This is a genomic window from Herbaspirillum sp. BH-1 (genome assembly GCF_002870055.1).
GTDB classification, from domain to species: domain Bacteria; phylum Pseudomonadota; class Gammaproteobacteria; order Burkholderiales; family Burkholderiaceae_D; genus Herbaspirillum; species Herbaspirillum frisingense.
The window spans coordinates 1-15,052 of sequence record NZ_PKOI01000002.1; the positions used below are offsets into that span (position 1 = coordinate 1).

Here is a 15,052-nt window from a genome sequence, read left to right on the forward strand (position 1 = left end):
TGCCTGATGACTATAGCAAGTTGGTACCACCCCTTCCCATCCCGAACAGGACCGTGAAACGACTTCGCGCCGATGATAGTGCTGCAACCAGTGTGAAAGTAGGTCATCGTCAGGCTTGTTACTCCCAAGAACCCTCGTTACGTAAGTAGCGAGGGTTTTTGCTTTGGGGCGGCAAAAACACGCACCCATCCCATCCGGCTGCATGCAATTCCACAGGCCCGCGTTGATTAGCATCGCGCTCCTGCTCTCATCAGGCTGACCTCGACTTGGGTTCAAGTGACCCGGATAGCAGAGCTGGTAAGGCGGTCACTCCGCCATCTCCTTCTTGAACGGGGAAAACCGTTCCTATTGGCTGAACGTTACCTCTGATCAGCCATCATTTGAGGTTGAGAGTGTCGGCTACTAGATCGGACTGGGCAAAAAGCTCGGACAATAAACCCCTTCGACTGGATATCTTATCCACAGCCTGTCACGCCCACAGACCGACGCATCGATTGCACGACATCAAGTTGAAAACTTAGTATTTGGGGAACAAGCAAGGCGCAAAGGAGCGTCCAGTGTGGCCTCGATAATTCGTTAACTTAGTTTATGCACAGGGCAGCCTTCAAGTTTGTGCGGGACCTATCTTATCCACAGCGCCAAAACCCTCTCTCGACGTCCATGGCTGATGGCTTGCTCGAGCAACATTCGGCGGAGCATTGAGTGACTGTAATGACCTCACCCAGGCACCGAACCCTCTAAAACACAAGACAATAAAAAAGCCGGCAAAGCCGGCTTTTTTACTTCCATCCACAACACGATCTCAACAGATCGCCATAAAACTCACTGCTTGGCTGCAACACTCAAGGTGTTCTCGTTGATACCACCACCCAATGCCTTATACAGATCAATGGCATTGTTCAAGCGCAGTTGGCGAGCCTGGATCAAGGATTGTTGCGCAGAGAACAGATCCCGCTGTGCATCAAGCTGATCCAGTGAAGAGGCAATCCCGTTCTTGAAACGCAGATCCGTCAGCTTCAGCCGCTCCTGCTGGGCCGCCAGGAAAGCCTCCTGCGCCTTGACCTGGTCATCCAGAGTCCCACGCGCGACGAGCGCGTCGGCAACCTCGCGGAAGGCCGTCTGGATGGTCTTCTCATAGCTCACTACAGCCTTGTTCTTGCGTACTTCAGCCAGGTCCAGATTGGCGCTGTTGCGGCCGAAATCGAAGATGGGCAGTGACAGCGAGGGGCCGAAGCTCCATGCGCCCGAACCACTCTCGAACAATCCACCCAGTGTGCTGCTGGCGCTACCGAAGCTGCCTGTCAGCGAGATGCGGGGGAAGAATGCCGCACGCGCCGCACCGATGTTGGCATTGGCTGCCAGCAGGCTCTGCTCGGCCGAGCGGATGTCAGGGCGATTGGTCAGCAGCTCCGAAGGCAGTCCAGCGGGGATGTCGGTCACGATCTTTTCATCCGACAGCAGTTGCGCCGGTGGCAGGTCGCCCACTTTCTTGCCCACCAGCAGCGTGAGGGCGTTCTCGGCTTGTGCACGCTGACGTTCCAACTGGGCCTTGGCCACGCGAGCCGACTCCACCAGCGTCTGCGTCAGGCGAAAATCCAGCGCCGAACTGGCCCCGACGTCGAAGCGCTTTTGCGCCAGATCCAGATTGGATTCACGCGACTTGAGGGTGTCATTGGCCAGCTGCAGCTGCTCGGCATAGGAGCGCTCGGACAGGTAGGCCTGTGCCACTTGAGCGACCAGGCTGATCTGCGCCGACTTCTGCGCCTCTTCGGTACTCAGATAGCTGGCCAGTGCCGCATCCTTGAGGTTGCGCACGCGACCGAAGAAGTCCAGCTCGTAGGCCGGCACCGCCAGCCCCACCTGGTAGCTGTTGCTGATAAAGGGCTGGCCGGTCAGCGACTGGCTGGCCGCGGTACGGGCACGCGCAGCATTGCCAGTGACGTTCAGGTTGGGCAGCAGATCGGCGCGGGCAATCTGGTATTGCGCCCGGGCTTCTTCGATGTTGAGCACGGCAGTGCGCAGATCGCGGTTGTTCTCCAGAGCGGTCGCGATCAGCTGCTGCAGTCGCTGGTCGGGGAAGAACTGGCGCCAGCCCAGGTTGACAGCCTGCAGTTCGGCACGACCGGCGGCATCCGCCGGATAGACGGTTTCCACCGGCGCTTGCGGACGCTCATAAGTGGGGGCCAGCGAGCAGCCCCCCAGGACACCGGCCACCAGCAGCGCTGCGCACATTTGCAGCAGGCGCGGCGAGCGCGGCAACGACAGATTAGCCATTGTTGTTCTCCACATTGATCTTGGGCGAATGGTCAGCGTCGAACTTGCGCTGACGATCGCTACCCTTGAAAATCTTGCGCACGACCACGAAGAAGATCGGCACCAGGAACACCGCCAGTACGGTCGCCGTGATCATGCCGCCCATCACGCCGGTACCGATGGCGCGCTGGCTGGCAGAGCCGGCGCCAGAGGCAATCGCCAGCGGCAGCACGCCGAGGATGAAGGCCAGCGAGGTCATGATGATCGGACGGAAACGCAGGTGAACCGCCTCAAGCGTCGCCTCGATCAACCCCTTGCCCTGCGCCTGCAGATCCTTGGCGAATTCGATGATCAGGATCGCGTTCTTGGCCGACAGACCCACCACCGCGATCATGCCCACCTTGAAGTACACGTCGTTGGGCATGGCGCGCAACGTCACGCCCAGCAGCGCACCCAGGATACCCAGCGGCACCACCAGCATCACCGCCAGCGGGATGGAGGTACTTTCATACAGCGCTGCCAGCACCAGGAACACCGCGATCAGCGACAGTGCATACAGGGCAGGAGCCTGGTTGCCGGAAGTCTTTTCTTCCAGCGACTGACCCGTCCATTCAAAGCCGAAGCCAGGCGGCAGCTTGGCCACAAAGGATTCCAGCTCCGCCATCGCCTCACCGGTACTGCGGCCAGGAGCAGCGCCACCGGCGATCTTCATGGCCGGGTAGCCGTTGTAGCGGATCAGTTGCACCGGACCATTGATCCACTTCGCAGTGACGAAGGCCGAGAACGGAACCATGCCGCCATTGGAATTGCGGGCGTACAGGTTGGTCAGGTCTTCCGGTTGCAGACGACGGGTGGCGTCAGCCTGCACGATCACACGCTGTTGACGACCCAGGTTGGGGAAGTCGTTCACATAGGACGAGCCCAGCGCCGTGGACAGCACGCTGTTGATCGCCGAGAACGGCACGCCCAGGGCGTTGGCCTTATCGCGGTCGATGTCCAGTTGCAACTGTGGCGCATCTTCCAGACCTTCCGGACGCACACCGGCCAGCACCTTGCTCTGCGAAGCCATGCCCAGGATCTGGTTGCGGGCCTGCACCAGTGCGGCGTGGCCCATCCCGGCGCGATCCTGCAGACGGAAGGTGAAGCCGGTGGCATTACCCAGTTCCGGGATCGGCGGCGGGTTCAGCGGGAACACGATCGCATCCTTGATCTGCGAGAACGCACCGAAGGCCTTGCCCGCGACGGCGTCGGCCGACTGCGACTTGTCGCGTTCGGACCAGTCCTTCAACGGGGTGAACACCAGTGCCGCATTCTGACCATTACCCGAGAACGAGAAGCCCAGCACCGCAATGGCGTGTTCCACTGCCGGGTCCTTGAGGTAATACTCTTCGATCTTCTTGACCACCTCGGTGGTGCGCGCCGTGCTTGCGCCCGGCGGCAACTGGACGTTGGTGATGATGTAGCCCTGGTCTTCATTGGGCAGGAAGGACGCGGGCAGGCGCACGTACAGCAAGCCCACGCAGGCCACGATCACGACATAGACGATCATGTAGCGGCCAGCCTTGTTCAGCATGCGGGCGATCACGCCCTGATAGCCGGCGGCCGTGCTGTTGAACTTGCGGTTGAACCAGCCGAAGAAGCCCTTCTTCTCGTGGTGATGTCCCTTTTCGACCGGCTTGAGGATGGTCGCGCACAGCGCCGGCGTCAGCGTGAAGGCCATCAGCACCGAGAACACCATCGAAGCCACCATCGACAGCGAGAACTGACGATAGATCGCACCCACGGCACCGCCGAAGAAGGCCATCGGGATGAACACCGCGATCAGCACCAGGGTGATACCGATCAGCGCGCCGCTGATCTGGCCCATGGCCTTGCGGGTGGCGTCAGCCGGCGAGAGACCTTCCTCGCTCATGATGCGTTCGACGTTTTCCACCACCACGATCGCATCGTCCACCAGGATACCGATGGCCAGCACCATGCCGAACATGGTCAGCACGTTGATCGAGAAGCCGAACAGCAGCAGCGTGGCAAAGGTACCCAACAGCGCCACCGGCACCACGATGGTGGGGATGATGGTGTAGCGGATGTTCTGCAGGAACAGGAACATCACCAGGAACACCAGCACGATCGCTTCGATCAGGGTCTTGACCACTTCTTCGATCGAGATCTTGACGAACTTGGAGGTGTCGTAGGGGATGGTGTACTTCACGCCAGTGGGGAAGTACTTGGCCAGCTCGTCCATCTTCTTGTGTACGGCCGTAGCGGTGCCCAGCGCATTGGCGGTGGGCGAGAGCTGCACGCCGATGAAGGAGGAGGGCTTGCCGTCCAGACGACCGGAAGTGTCATAGCTCTGGCCACCGACCTCGACCCGGGCGACATCACGTAGTCGCACCGACGAGCCGTTGGCATTGGCGCGCAGCACGATGTTGCCGAACTGCTCGGGCGATGTCAGCTGACCGTTCACCACCACGGTGGCGGCGATCTGCTGGGTACCCGGGCTGGGCAGGGCGCCCAGTGTACCGCCGGCCACCAGCGCGTTCTGTGCCTGGATGGCTGCGGTCACGTCGGCCGGGGTCAGATTCAGGCCGATCAGCTTGTTCGGATCGATCCAGATGCGCATGGCGCGTTCGGTACCGAACAACTGTGCCTGGCCCACGCCCGGGACACGCTTGATTTCGTTCAGGACGTTGCGCGACAGATAGTCACCCAGCGCCACCGGATCGAGCTTGCCATCGGTCGAGGAAAGACCGATGAAGAGCAGGAAGTTGGAACGCGACTTGGTCACCTGCACGCCCTGTTGCGTCACCGCGGCCGGCAGACGGGCCTCGACGCGCTTCAGGCGGTTCTGCACATCCACCGCCGCCAGGTCCGGATTGGTTTCCGGCGAGAAGGTGATGGTGATCTGCACCTGGCCATTGGCCTGGCTTTGCGACTCGATGTATTGCAGGCCATCGGCGCCGTTCATTTCCTGTTCGATCAGGCTGGTCACCGAATCGTCCAGGGTCTGTGCGGTCGCACCCGGATAGGTCGCCGTGACCACGATGGTCGGCGGCGCGATGTTCGGGTACTGGGACACCGGCAGGCCGGTGATGGCCAGCGCACCGGCCAGCATGATGAAGATCGCTAGCACCCACGCGAATACGGGGCGATCAATAAAAAACTTTCCCATCTGGCAGCCTCTTAGTTAGCTTTCGGTTGGGCGCTCGGGTCTTGCTTGGCCGGTTGGCCTTGCGCTTGTGCGGGAGCGCCCGCGGGATTCCATTGCACCGGTTTGACCGAAGCGCCCGGGCGAACCTTCTGCAGGCCCTCCACGATCACGCGGTCACCCTCTTTCAGGCCGTCCAGGACCTGCCAGTTGTTGCCACGCGCACCGCCCGTCTTGACCGGACGTGGCTCGACCTTGTTCTCGGCATTGACCACCAGCACCGACGAGCCGCCGGCATCACGCATCACAGCCTGTTGCGGCACCAGCAGGGCCTGTTCGTCCACTGCCTGTTCGATCTTGGTACGCACATAGGTACCCGGCAGCAGCAGACGCTTGGGGTTGGGGAACTCGGCGCGCAGCGAGACCGAACCGGTGCTCTCGTCCACGCTGATGTCGGAGAACAGCAGCTTGCCCGGTTGTTCATAGGCTTGGCCGTTTTCCAGCACCAGGGTCACGCTGGCCTTGTTCTCGCCCACGCTCTTCAACTGGCCCGCCGCCATGGCCTGCTGCAGCTTCAACAGGTCGGCGCTGGACTGGGTCACGTTGACATAGACCGGATCGAGCTGCTGCACCAGCGCCAGCTGGGTGGCATCGCCCTGACCCACCAGTGCGCCCTCGGTCACCAGCGCGCGACCGATGCGGCCGGAGATGGGCGAGGTCACGGTGGCATAGCCCAGGTTCAGGCTGGCGGTCTGCACGGCAGCCTTGCCGGCGGCCACGTCGGCTTCTGCCTGCTTCTGGGCAGCGACCGCGTTGTCATATTCCTGCTTGGAGACGGCGTTGACTTCCACCAGCGGCTTGTAGCGTTGCGCCGTCAACGAGGTCTGCGTCAGGTTGGCCTGGGCACGTGCCAGTGTGGCTTGTGCGCTTTCCAGGCTGGCCTTGTACTGGGCCGGATCGATCTTGAACAGGACCTGGCCTTCCTTGACCTCGCTGCCTTCCTTGAAGACGCGCTTTTGCACGATACCGGCCACCCGTGCGCGGACTTGCGCCACACGGAAGGCTTCCACCCGGCCCGGCAGTTCATTGGTAATGGCCACGCGTTGCGGGGCGATGGTCACCACCGACACCTCGGCCGGCGGCATCTGGCCGCCTTGGGCGGCGGGTTTCTGTCCGCAGGCGACCAGCGCAGCGGCAATGGCGACGGTCATGGTGAGGCGCGTGAAACGACTGACTGAGCTCATAGATATCTCGCACGAAAGTAAAGTTGAAGCCGCCAGGGCGGCGATGAAACGAATTCGGTAAAACCGGTGATGACGATGATGCTGTGCCTGTCGTCGCCGGCTGAAGTTGGCGGGACGGCAGGATGAGGCATTGTTGCAATGCGAAAAATCCCCCGCCCGCTTCCCGGCCAGGGCGACGAATTTTTGCGAAGGACTTACGACAGGGGCTTGAAGCGGATGCTATTATACATACATTCATGTATGTATGTATTTCTCCGAAACATCACATTAATTTAACAAACTTGTTCGAAACGGCGTAGTTAAATATGAGCGATTCCTTGCATTTTCCTGCAGAAGGCACTCTGATACCGTTTCCGCAGTGTTGAAACCGAGCTCTTCCGCATGGCCCGTCGCGATAAGCGGGTCTCGGCAAGACGAAACAGATGGCCCGATATTGTGTACGACGAATTCTTTCCACTCCATGACAGTTTCTGCTTAAGCGCGATTGTTCAGGTTCAAATAATGTTCACTGAAGATGTGCGCACGCAGCAAAGCTTGCCGATGGATGATTCCCACTGGATGCTCTCCGGAGGTTGCTGAGATGGCCCGTTCCACCAAGGAAGAAGCGCTGGAAACGCGCGCCCGCATCCTCGATGCTGCCGAGCAGGTATTCCATGAACGCGGTGTTTCGCAGACCTCGCTGGCCGACGTCGCCAAGGCGGCGGACGTCACGCGGGGCGCGATCTACTGGCATTTCAAGAACAAGAGCGACCTTTTCGACGCCATGTGCGAGCGCGTACGCCTGCCGATGGAGGCCGTGCTGGAAGAGAACGCCAGCCCGCAGGTGGCCGATCCGCTGGGACAGTTTCTGCGCAGCGGCATCTACGTACTGACGATGGCCGCAACCGATGAGCGCTGCCGGCGCGTCTTCGACATCATCTTCAACAAGTGCGAATTCGCCGACGCGCACGACCCCATCCTGATCCGGCAGCGCGAGTGCCATGTCGACGGCATGTTGCGACTCGAGCAGATCCTCGGCAATGCGGTAGCGCGCGGGCAACTGCCGGCCACGCTGGACATCCGCCTGGCCTGCCTGATGGCCCATGCGACCTTCAGTGGCTTGCTGACGGACTGGTTCTTTTCACCCGAGAGTTTTGACCTGGTCGTGGAAGGTGAGCGTGTGCTGGCGGCGTCTTTGTACGCCTTGAAGGCGGCACCTTCACTGCAGAAAGTGCAAGAAGTGAAGGAAGTGGTGAGCTGAGCGAGGTAGGGAAGGGCGACCCGGAGAAGAAGGCGGGCCGCCTTGCCGTGCCATGCGATCCGGTCTGACCGGGCCACATGGCGGGAGGGAAGCGTCGACTCAGTAGGTCGGCATGGTCGGATCGACCTGCGTGGCCCAGGCATGCACGCCGCCACTCAGGTTGATGACCTTGGTGAAGCCCTGGCGCTCCAGGAAAGCCGCGACCTGCATGCTGCGGCCGCCATGGTGGCAGATGCACACTACCGGCTGTTCTTCGTCGAGCTCGGAAAAACGACCGGGGATGGTGTTCATCGGCACCAGTTGCGTACCGGCGATGTGGCAGGTCTGGTGTTCCCAGGGCTCGCGCACATCCAGCAGCAGGGGCGTGGGGCGGTCAGGATCATTGATCCAGGCAGCCAGTTCCGGGGCGGAGATGTGCTCCATGATGCTTTCCTGTCAGGTTCAGAACGTGAAGTGGGACGGCACCAGCGCTGCATGCAGCGGCTTGGCCATGGTTTCCACGATGTTCACGGTTTCAAAGACATGTTCCGAGGTGCGGGTGATCAGTTGCAGCTCCATCACCGGCGCGGAACCGACGATGGCCAGCAGACGGCCGCCCACCTTCAGTTGCTTGCCGAAGGCTTCCGGCAGCACCGGCAGCGAACCGGAAATGATGATCACGTCGTATTCGCCGGCCTTGCCGTCGGCGCCGGTCCAGCCCTGGGCGCCATTACCCAGTTGCACATCCACGTTGGCCACGCCGTAGTCGGACAGGTTCTGCTCGGCCAGTGTCTTCAGCTCGGGGGAGATTTCCACGGTGGTCACGTGACGCGCCTTGTGCGCCAGCAGTGCCGCCATGTATCCCGAACCGGCGCCGATTTCCAGCACGTATTCGTGCTTCTTGACGTTGGCTTCCTGCAGCATGCGCGCTTCGATCTTGGGGGCCAGCATGTTTTCACCGCCCGGCAGGGGGATCTCGGTGTCGAAGAAAGCCAGGCTGCGATAGGCGGCCGGGACGAATTCTTCACGCTTGACGACCATCAGCAGGTCCAGCACATCCTGCGCCAGCACATTCCAGGGACGGATTTGCTGTTCGATCATGTTGAAGCGGGCTTGTTCGATATTCATGGCGGTGGCTCGATCTAATCTAATAGCGACGGAAAGGCAGCATTTTATCAAACACCGCCCAGCTAATCAGCCCATCTATGCCGGGAAAAAGTGGCGGGCGGCGCTTCTGTTGCGGGTTTTCCTCAATGCAATGCGAGTATGGGCCTGTTGTTGCGTGCTGAACCCCGGGGGCGGATGCGCAGCGGGCGGTCATCTGTGGCTTGTGCTTCAGGCCCTCAGCCCATTGAGGCAGAGGTCGATCATGTTCTCCAGATAGCAGCGCGGATCGATGGGAGCCACTGCACAGGGGGCCAGTGACTGGTCCCAGAGCATGAGCATGACCACTGGAGCCACGATGACCTTTTTCATCGCTTCTGCATCAATCTGTCTGAACTCCCCGCATGCCATGCCGCGCTCCAGCACGCGGACCACGGTGGCGTCGCCCCGGGCAGTGATTTCTTCATGGTAAAAACGCGCAAGTTCGGGGAAGTTGCCGGATTCGGCCATCATCAGCTTGGCGATGCCCATCACCCCGGAGTGCGAGGCGGCCTCCCACCAGTGCATGATCAGGTCGCGCAGCAGGTCGGCACTGCTGCCGGCGTGGCCGGCGATGCGCGCCTCGGCCTGATCCAGCAGCGGCAGCATATTGGTGCGTACCACCGACTTGAACAGGCTTTCCTTGCTGTCGAAGTAGAGATAGAGGGTGCCCTTGGAAACGCCGGCGCGGGTGGCCACGTCTTCCAGGCGGGTCGCTGCATAGCCGCGTTCCACGAACAATTCCAGGGCCGCCCCCAGCAACTCCTGGGGGCGGTCCTGCTTGCGTCGTTCCCAACGCGGTTCTTTGGATAAGGCAGACATGAGAAGCAAAATGACCGGGACGGGGCACTGTAAGTGGCAAGCTGCGCCGACGTCAAGCCGCTGGCGCAAGCGGGGAGCAAGCATTGCGACTGCGGTGGACTGTCACTGCGCCGAGGCGGCGATGGACTACAATGCAGGCCCACCGTCCCACCAGGAAGCCCCATGAAGTGCCGAGATGCCTGCGGCGCCTGCTGCATCGCCCCCTCCATCACCAGCGCGATCCCCGGTATGCCCGACGGCAAACCGGCCAACGTGCCGTGTGTGCAATTGGATCAGGACATGCGTTGCAAGATATTCGGACAGGCCGGGCGACCGGCTTTCTGTGCAGGGCTGCAGCCTTCGGCAGAGATGTGCGGCGACGACCGTAGCCAGGCCATCGCCTGGCTGACGAGACTGGAGGCGCTGACTGCGCCTGCGCCACGAGCTGACGCCGGTAGGCTCGCCCCTAAGTAGTTAGTAGGCTTCCTCGCGCCGCCGTCGCGCTTCATCGCGGATATCTTCGATGAGGCGCCGGGTATCCACCTTTTCCTTGAGGTGGGCGGCATGGGCTTCTCGGCTGATCGGAGCGATGGTCGTCAGCTCCTTCAGATCGGCAGTACTTTCTTCGTGTCGATGATGCACCGCTGCTCCTGATTCGATGGGGAGAGAACTCCCGCGTTGTACCACGGATCAGCCAAGTATAGCGCGATTGAGGTCAAATGACTGCCGATACGGTGCGGATACCGTCCCGATGCCTCCCGATTGCGTTCAGGAAATGTCAGGAAGGAAGCTCAGGGAAAGATTTCCGCCAGCCGCTCGCTGGGACGCACCAGCATCGTTCCCTTGGGCGCGACAACGATAGGGCGGTTGATCAGCACGGGATGTTCCAGCATGGCATCGATCAATTGCTCATCGCTGACCGTGGCCGCATCCAGCCCGAGTTCCTGGTACAGCGCTTCCTTGGTCCGCACCACCTCGCGCACCGGCACGCCCATGGCGGCGATCAGCTGTTTGAGGGTCGCCCGGTCGGGCGGGGTCTTCAGGTATTCGATGATGGTCGGCTCGACGCCGCCGTCCCGCAGCGCCTGCAGCACATTGCGCGAGGTGCCGCAACGCGGGTTGTGATAGATGGTGAAAGCGCTCATGCAGATTCCCGCAGGTGAATGAAAAACCGCATGGTAGCGCGTTATCACCAAAGGAAAACGCGAGTTTTGTCACGTTGCTAAGGTAGAATCCGAATTTGTTGCACTGCACCGACTGCACTTTTTTCAGGTTCGTGCGGTCGAAACGCCGGTTTGCACCGATGCGGGCTTGTCGATGTGCCTTCTTGAGGGTGCAATTGAACGATTCCGGCCATATCGGTACCGATTTCGCTGGCCCGCCTGCGTGATCAGCACCATTTCCCTTCAACTCCTCAGAAAAAGCCACCCCCAGCTACCGTATGGATACCATCCTCGCGCTCAAGGCGCTCATCATGGGCATTGTCGAAGGCCTGACCGAATTCCTTCCCATCTCCTCCACCGGCCACCTGATCCTGGCCAACAGCCTGCTGCAATTCACCGGCCCTTCTTTCTCCAAGGAAAAAGCCGACGTCTTCGAAATCGTGATCCAGGCCGGTGCCATCCTCGCCGTCTGCTGGGAATATCGCGTGCGCATCGCCACTGTCCTCTCCGGCATGTTCACCGACCGCAAGGCGCAGCGCCTGGTCATCAACCTGATCATTGCCTTCCTGCCGGCCGCCATCCTGGGCTTTTTGTTCAGTCGCCGTATCAAGGAAGTGCTGTTTAATCCGGTCTCGGTGGCCATTGCCTTCATCGTCGGCGGCCTGATCATCCTGTGGGTGGAACGTCGCAACAAGGATCGCATGAGCATGGCCTCGGCCCGCGTCGAAACCGTGGACGACATGACCCCGCTGGATGCGCTGAAGGTCGGCATCGCCCAGGCCTTCGCCCTGATCCCCGGCACCAGCCGCTCCGGCGCCACCATCATCGGCGGCATGATGTTCGGCCTGTCGCGCAAGGCCGCTACCGAGTTTTCCTTCTTCCTGGCCATCCCGACCCTGTTCGCCGCCACCATCTATTCGCTCTACAAGGAGCGCGCGCTGCTGTCGGCGGCCGACGTCCCCCTGTTCACGGTGGGCACGGTTGCCGCCTTCGTCTCCGCCTTCCTGTGCGTACGCTGGCTGCTGCGCTACATCAGCTCGCACGATTTCACGATCTTCGCCTGGTACCGCATCGTCTTCGGCATCATCGTGCTGGTCACCGCCTACACCGGCGTGGTGGCCTGGGTCGAGTAAAACGTACTCGTCAGGACCCTGTCAGCCAGCGCCGCCTGCGGCGCGGTACACTGCAGCACCCGCCGTCCTATGGCCTGTTCGCACTCGCAGATATAGTGTGAACAGGCCCTAGATGCCGGCGGCGTTCACAACTCTCTTTCGCCACCCCCTTCAGAGCACACTCCATGGCCAACGTCTGCAGCGCCGGGCTTGATATCGGCTTTGCCTCCCTGAGCTACGCGCAGATCGGTTTCCTCGGCATCGTCCAGGGCATTACCGAACTGCTCCCCATTTCCTCCACCGCCCACATGCGCATCGTGCCGGCCTTTCTCGGCTGGCATGATCCGGGTTCGGCCTTCTCGGCCGCCATGCAGCTCGCAGCCCTGGCCGCCGTGATCAGCTACTTCCGGCGCGATGTCTCGGCCGTCACCGGCGGCAGCCTGGCGGCCTGGCGCCGTCGCGATTTCAGCGACCCCATGTTCAAGCTGGCCGTGGCCATCATCCTGGCGACCATCCCCATCGGCATTGCCGGCCTGGCGCTATCGCACGTGCTCAACGCCTGCGGCTCGCCGCTGCGCAGCCTGTCCGTGATCGGCTGGTCCTGCATCGTCATGGCGCTGCTGCTGGCGCTGTCCGAACTGGTCTGCCGGCATCGCCGCAGCGTCGATCAGATGCGCCTGCGCGACGCCCTTATCGTCGGCCTGGCCCAGGTCGGCGCGCTGATCCCGGGCGTTTCCCGCTCCGGCTCCACGCTCACCGCAGCCCTGTTTCTCAATTTCCGTCGGGAAGAGGCGGCACGCTTCTCCTTCCTGCTCGGGCTGCCGGCCATCGCCCTGGCGGGCCTCAAGGAGCTGGCCGTGCTGCTGCACGCCCACATCCCCCTGGAAGCCTGGGGTGTCCTGCTGTTCGGCCTGGCCGTGGCGAGCGTCTCGGCCTTTGCCGCCATCTGGGGATTGATGAAATTCCTGGAGCGTTTCTCGACATGGCCCTTCATCATCTATCGAGCCGTACTGGGTGTTTTCCTGTTGTTCGCGGTGTCCCGGGGCTGGCTGCAATAAAATAGCGCCTTCGCTACGCAGCAGCTTCAGGTTTTCCATGGTCGATTTCGATTCCCTGCCCGCCGGCGCCACCCAGCAAGAACGCGCATTGCATGTGCTGGAGACGGTGTTCGGTTATTCGTCCTTTCGCGGTCATCAGGGCGAGATCGTCCAGCACGTCGCCGGCGGCGGTGATGCACTGGTGCTCATGCCCACCGGCGGTGGCAAGTCGCTGTGCTACCAGGTACCGGCCTTGCTGCGCGCCGGCACCGGCGTGGTGGTCTCGCCGCTGATCGCCCTGATGCAGGACCAGGTGGACGCGCTGGCCGAAGTCGGCGTACGCGCCGCCTTCCTCAATTCCACCCAGAGCTTCGACGAAGCCATGCAGATCGAGCGCCGCCTGCGCCAGGGCGACCTCGACCTGCTCTACGTCGCCCCCGAACGGCTGATGACGCCGCGCTGCCTGGAACTGCTCGAATCCTCCCGCATCTCCCTCTTCGCCATCGACGAAGCGCACTGCGTCTCGCAATGGGGCCACGATTTCCGGCCGGAATACATCAAGCTGTCGGTACTGCACGAGCGCTTCCCGCAGGTGCCGCGCATCGCCCTGACGGCCACCGCCGACCAGCAGACCCGCGAAGAAATCATCCACCGCCTGCAACTGGAAGATGCACGCCAGTTCGTTTCTTCCTTCGATCGCCCCAACATCCGCTACCAGATCGTGGAAAAGGCCAACGGTCGCAAGCAGCTGCTGGACTTCATCAAGAGCGAACACCCCGAGGATGCCGGCATTGTCTATTGCCTCTCGCGCAAGAAGGTCGAGGAGACCGCCGAATTCCTGCGCGGCGAAGGCATCAATGCCCTGGCCTACCATGCCGGGATGGACTACGCGCTGCGTACCGCCAACCAGGCGCGCTTCCTGCGGGAGGACCGGATCGTGATGGTCGCCACCATCGCCTTCGGCATGGGCATCGACAAGCCCGACGTACGCTTCGTCTGCCACCTGGACCTGCCCAAGAGCGTAGAAGGCTATTACCAGGAGACCGGCCGCGCCGGCCGTGACGGCTTACCCGCCGACGCCTGGATGGCCTACGGCCTGCAGGACGTGGTGCAGCAGCGCCGTATGATCGACGAATCCGAAGCCGACGACAGTTTCAAACGCGTCCAGAGCACCAAGCTCGACGCCATGCTGTCCCTGTGCGAAACCCTGCACTGCCGGCGCGTGCACCTGCTCGATTACTTCGGCGAGAAGTCCGGCCCCTGCGGCAATTGCGATACCTGCCTCACGCCCCCGGTGTCCTTCGATGCCACCGTCGAGGTGCAGAAGCTCCTCTCCACCGTCTATCGGGTCGACCAGCGCTTCGCGCCAGGTCATGTGATCGAGGTGCTGCGCGGCATCGATGGCGAGCGCGTCAAGCAGTGGCGGCACGACCAGCTCTCCGTCTTCGGTGTCGGCAGTGACCGTGGCGAAGCCGAATGGCGTGCCATCCTGCGCCAGGTCATCGCCCTGGGCCTGCTGACGGTGGATGCCGAGAACTACAGCGCCCTCAAGCTCACCGAAGCCGCCCGCCCGGTGCTGCGGGGTGAACAGCAGGTGCAATTGCGCCGTTACCGCAAGCCGGAAAAGGCCAAGCGCAGCTCCCAGCGTTCCGGTTTCGTCGAGACCGATCTCAACACCGAAGAACAGGCGCTCTTCGAAAAACTGCGCTGGTGGCGCGTCGAAACCGCGCGCGCCCACAACGTCCCGGCCTATGTCATCTTCCACGATGCGACCATGCGCGAAATCGCCAAGGCCCGACCGCAATCGCTGGACGACCTGCGCCACGTCACCGGCGTGGGCGAGAAGAAGCTGGAAACCTACGGCGATCAGATCATCGCGTTGATCGCAGAAATGCAGGCCTGAGCGGGGCGGGTGATGGATCGGGATTGTCGTCG

General features: G+C 61.8%; 12 protein-coding genes, 1 rRNA gene and 1 pseudogene. 6 read left to right on the forward strand and 8 right to left on the reverse strand.

Annotated elements, in window-relative coordinates:
• The first annotated feature begins 2 nt into the window (after nucleotides 1–2).
• Nucleotides 3–115, forward strand: a 5S ribosomal RNA gene (gene rrf / locus HBH1_RS03210).
• Nucleotides 116–822: 707 nt separating this feature from the next.
• Here rrf and adeC read toward each other — a convergent pair.
• Genes adeC through HBH1_RS03225 form a run of 3 tightly spaced genes read right to left on the reverse strand, consistent with a single transcriptional unit; the run spans nucleotide 823 to nucleotide 6,642 of the window.
• On the reverse strand, nucleotides 823–2,274 hold the full coding sequence (adeC, locus tag HBH1_RS03215; RefSeq protein WP_102661576.1) for an AdeC/AdeK/OprM family multidrug efflux complex outer membrane factor: 1,452 nt from the start codon (nucleotides 2,272–2,274) through the stop codon (nucleotides 823–825).
• Nucleotides 2,267–5,422 (reverse strand): efflux RND transporter permease subunit, encoded by a 3,156-nt coding sequence (locus tag HBH1_RS03220; RefSeq protein WP_077236880.1) that lies wholly within the window; start codon nucleotides 5,420–5,422, stop codon nucleotides 2,267–2,269. The genes adeC and HBH1_RS03220 overlap by 8 nt, the downstream gene beginning before the upstream one ends.
• Nucleotides 5,423–5,433: 11 nt before the next feature.
• Complete coding sequence (locus HBH1_RS03225; protein WP_102661577.1) at nucleotides 5,434–6,642, reverse strand: efflux RND transporter periplasmic adaptor subunit; 1,209 nt, start codon at nucleotides 6,640–6,642, stop codon at nucleotides 5,434–5,436.
• Nucleotides 6,643–7,222: 580 nt separating this feature from the next.
• Here HBH1_RS03225 and HBH1_RS03235 point away from each other — a divergent pair.
• Entirely contained in the window at nucleotides 7,223–7,882 is a 660-nt protein-coding gene (locus HBH1_RS03235; protein WP_077236883.1) for a TetR family transcriptional regulator, read from the forward strand.
• A gap of 99 nt (nucleotides 7,883–7,981) precedes the next feature.
• Here HBH1_RS03235 and HBH1_RS03240 read toward each other — a convergent pair whose 3' ends face one another.
• From HBH1_RS03240 to HBH1_RS03250, 3 genes are all read right to left on the reverse strand, one after another.
• The gene (locus tag HBH1_RS03240; RefSeq protein WP_077236884.1) at nucleotides 7,982–8,305 is read right to left on the reverse strand and encodes a rhodanese-like domain-containing protein; all 324 of its coding nucleotides are present in this window, start codon (nucleotides 8,303–8,305) and stop codon (nucleotides 7,982–7,984) included.
• A gap of 18 nt (nucleotides 8,306–8,323) precedes the next feature.
• Entirely contained in the window at nucleotides 8,324–8,989 is a 666-nt protein-coding gene (locus tag HBH1_RS03245; protein ID WP_102661579.1) for a protein-L-isoaspartate O-methyltransferase family protein, read from the reverse strand.
• A 207-nt stretch (nucleotides 8,990–9,196) separates the two neighbouring features.
• On the reverse strand, nucleotides 9,197–9,826 hold the full coding sequence (locus tag HBH1_RS03250; protein ID WP_039877179.1) for a TetR/AcrR family transcriptional regulator: 630 nt from the start codon (nucleotides 9,824–9,826) through the stop codon (nucleotides 9,197–9,199).
• Between the two features lie 162 nt (nucleotides 9,827–9,988).
• Between HBH1_RS03250 and HBH1_RS03255 the strand changes: the two genes are divergently transcribed.
• On the forward strand, nucleotides 9,989–10,279 hold the full coding sequence (locus tag HBH1_RS03255; RefSeq protein WP_102661580.1) for a YkgJ family cysteine cluster protein: 291 nt from the start codon (nucleotides 9,989–9,991) through the stop codon (nucleotides 10,277–10,279).
• Here HBH1_RS03255 and HBH1_RS25190 read toward each other — a convergent pair whose 3' ends face one another.
• Both HBH1_RS25190 and arsC read right to left on the reverse strand, forming a co-directional pair.
• Nucleotides 10,280–10,447: a hypothetical protein gene (locus HBH1_RS25190; protein ID WP_166758416.1), complete on the reverse strand. Its 168-nt coding sequence runs from the start codon at nucleotides 10,445–10,447 to the stop codon at nucleotides 10,280–10,282. It lies immediately after the preceding gene.
• Between the two features lie 152 nt (nucleotides 10,448–10,599).
• Nucleotides 10,600–10,950 (reverse strand): annotated as a pseudogene (arsC, locus tag HBH1_RS03260) (arsenate reductase (glutaredoxin)); the annotation flags it as partial.
• 296 nt (nucleotides 10,951–11,246) lie between these two features.
• Between arsC and HBH1_RS03265 the strand changes: the two are divergent.
• The 3 genes from HBH1_RS03265 (at nucleotide 11,247) to recQ (ending at nucleotide 15,020) form a co-directional block, all read left to right on the forward strand.
• Complete coding sequence (locus tag HBH1_RS03265) at nucleotides 11,247–12,101, forward strand: undecaprenyl-diphosphate phosphatase (protein WP_102661581.1); 855 nt, start codon at nucleotides 11,247–11,249, stop codon at nucleotides 12,099–12,101.
• A 164-nt stretch (nucleotides 12,102–12,265) separates the two neighbouring features.
• Nucleotides 12,266–13,138 carry an undecaprenyl-diphosphate phosphatase gene (locus HBH1_RS03270; RefSeq protein ID WP_077236889.1) on the forward strand — a complete coding sequence of 291 codons (873 nt, stop codon included), beginning with the start codon at nucleotides 12,266–12,268 and terminating at the stop codon, nucleotides 13,136–13,138.
• A 37-nt stretch (nucleotides 13,139–13,175) separates the two neighbouring features.
• Nucleotides 13,176–15,020: a DNA helicase RecQ gene (gene recQ, locus HBH1_RS03275; protein WP_102661582.1), complete on the forward strand. Its 1,845-nt coding sequence runs from the start codon at nucleotides 13,176–13,178 to the stop codon at nucleotides 15,018–15,020.
• Nucleotides 15,021–15,052 lie beyond the last annotated feature (32 nt).

What these genes read in the sequence shown, in the direction of transcription:
- HBH1_RS03265 (WP_102661581.1), top strand. Translation starts at nt 11,247, where the DNA reads ATGGATACCATCCTCGCGCTCAAGGCGCTCATCATGGGCATTGTCGAA.
- HBH1_RS03220 (WP_077236880.1), bottom strand. Translation starts at nt 5,422, where the DNA reads ATGGGAAAGTTTTTTATTGATCGCCCCGTATTCGCGTGGGTGCTAGCG.
- recQ (WP_102661582.1), top strand. Translation starts at nt 13,176, where the DNA reads ATGGTCGATTTCGATTCCCTGCCCGCCGGCGCCACCCAGCAAGAACGC.
- HBH1_RS03235 (WP_077236883.1), top strand. Translation starts at nt 7,223, where the DNA reads ATGGCCCGTTCCACCAAGGAAGAAGCGCTGGAAACGCGCGCCCGCATC.
- HBH1_RS03245 (WP_102661579.1), bottom strand. Translation starts at nt 8,989, where the DNA reads ATGAATATCGAACAAGCCCGCTTCAACATGATCGAACAGCAAATCCGT.
- HBH1_RS03250 (WP_039877179.1), bottom strand. Translation starts at nt 9,826, where the DNA reads ATGTCTGCCTTATCCAAAGAACCGCGTTGGGAACGACGCAAGCAGGAC.
- adeC (WP_102661576.1), bottom strand. Translation starts at nt 2,274, where the DNA reads ATGGCTAATCTGTCGTTGCCGCGCTCGCCGCGCCTGCTGCAAATGTGC.
- HBH1_RS03270 (WP_077236889.1), top strand. Translation starts at nt 12,266, where the DNA reads ATGGCCAACGTCTGCAGCGCCGGGCTTGATATCGGCTTTGCCTCCCTG.
- HBH1_RS03225 (WP_102661577.1), bottom strand. Translation starts at nt 6,642, where the DNA reads ATGAGCTCAGTCAGTCGTTTCACGCGCCTCACCATGACCGTCGCCATT.
- HBH1_RS03240 (WP_077236884.1), bottom strand. Translation starts at nt 8,305, where the DNA reads ATGGAGCACATCTCCGCCCCGGAACTGGCTGCCTGGATCAATGATCCT.
- HBH1_RS03255 (WP_102661580.1), top strand. Translation starts at nt 9,989, where the DNA reads ATGAAGTGCCGAGATGCCTGCGGCGCCTGCTGCATCGCCCCCTCCATC.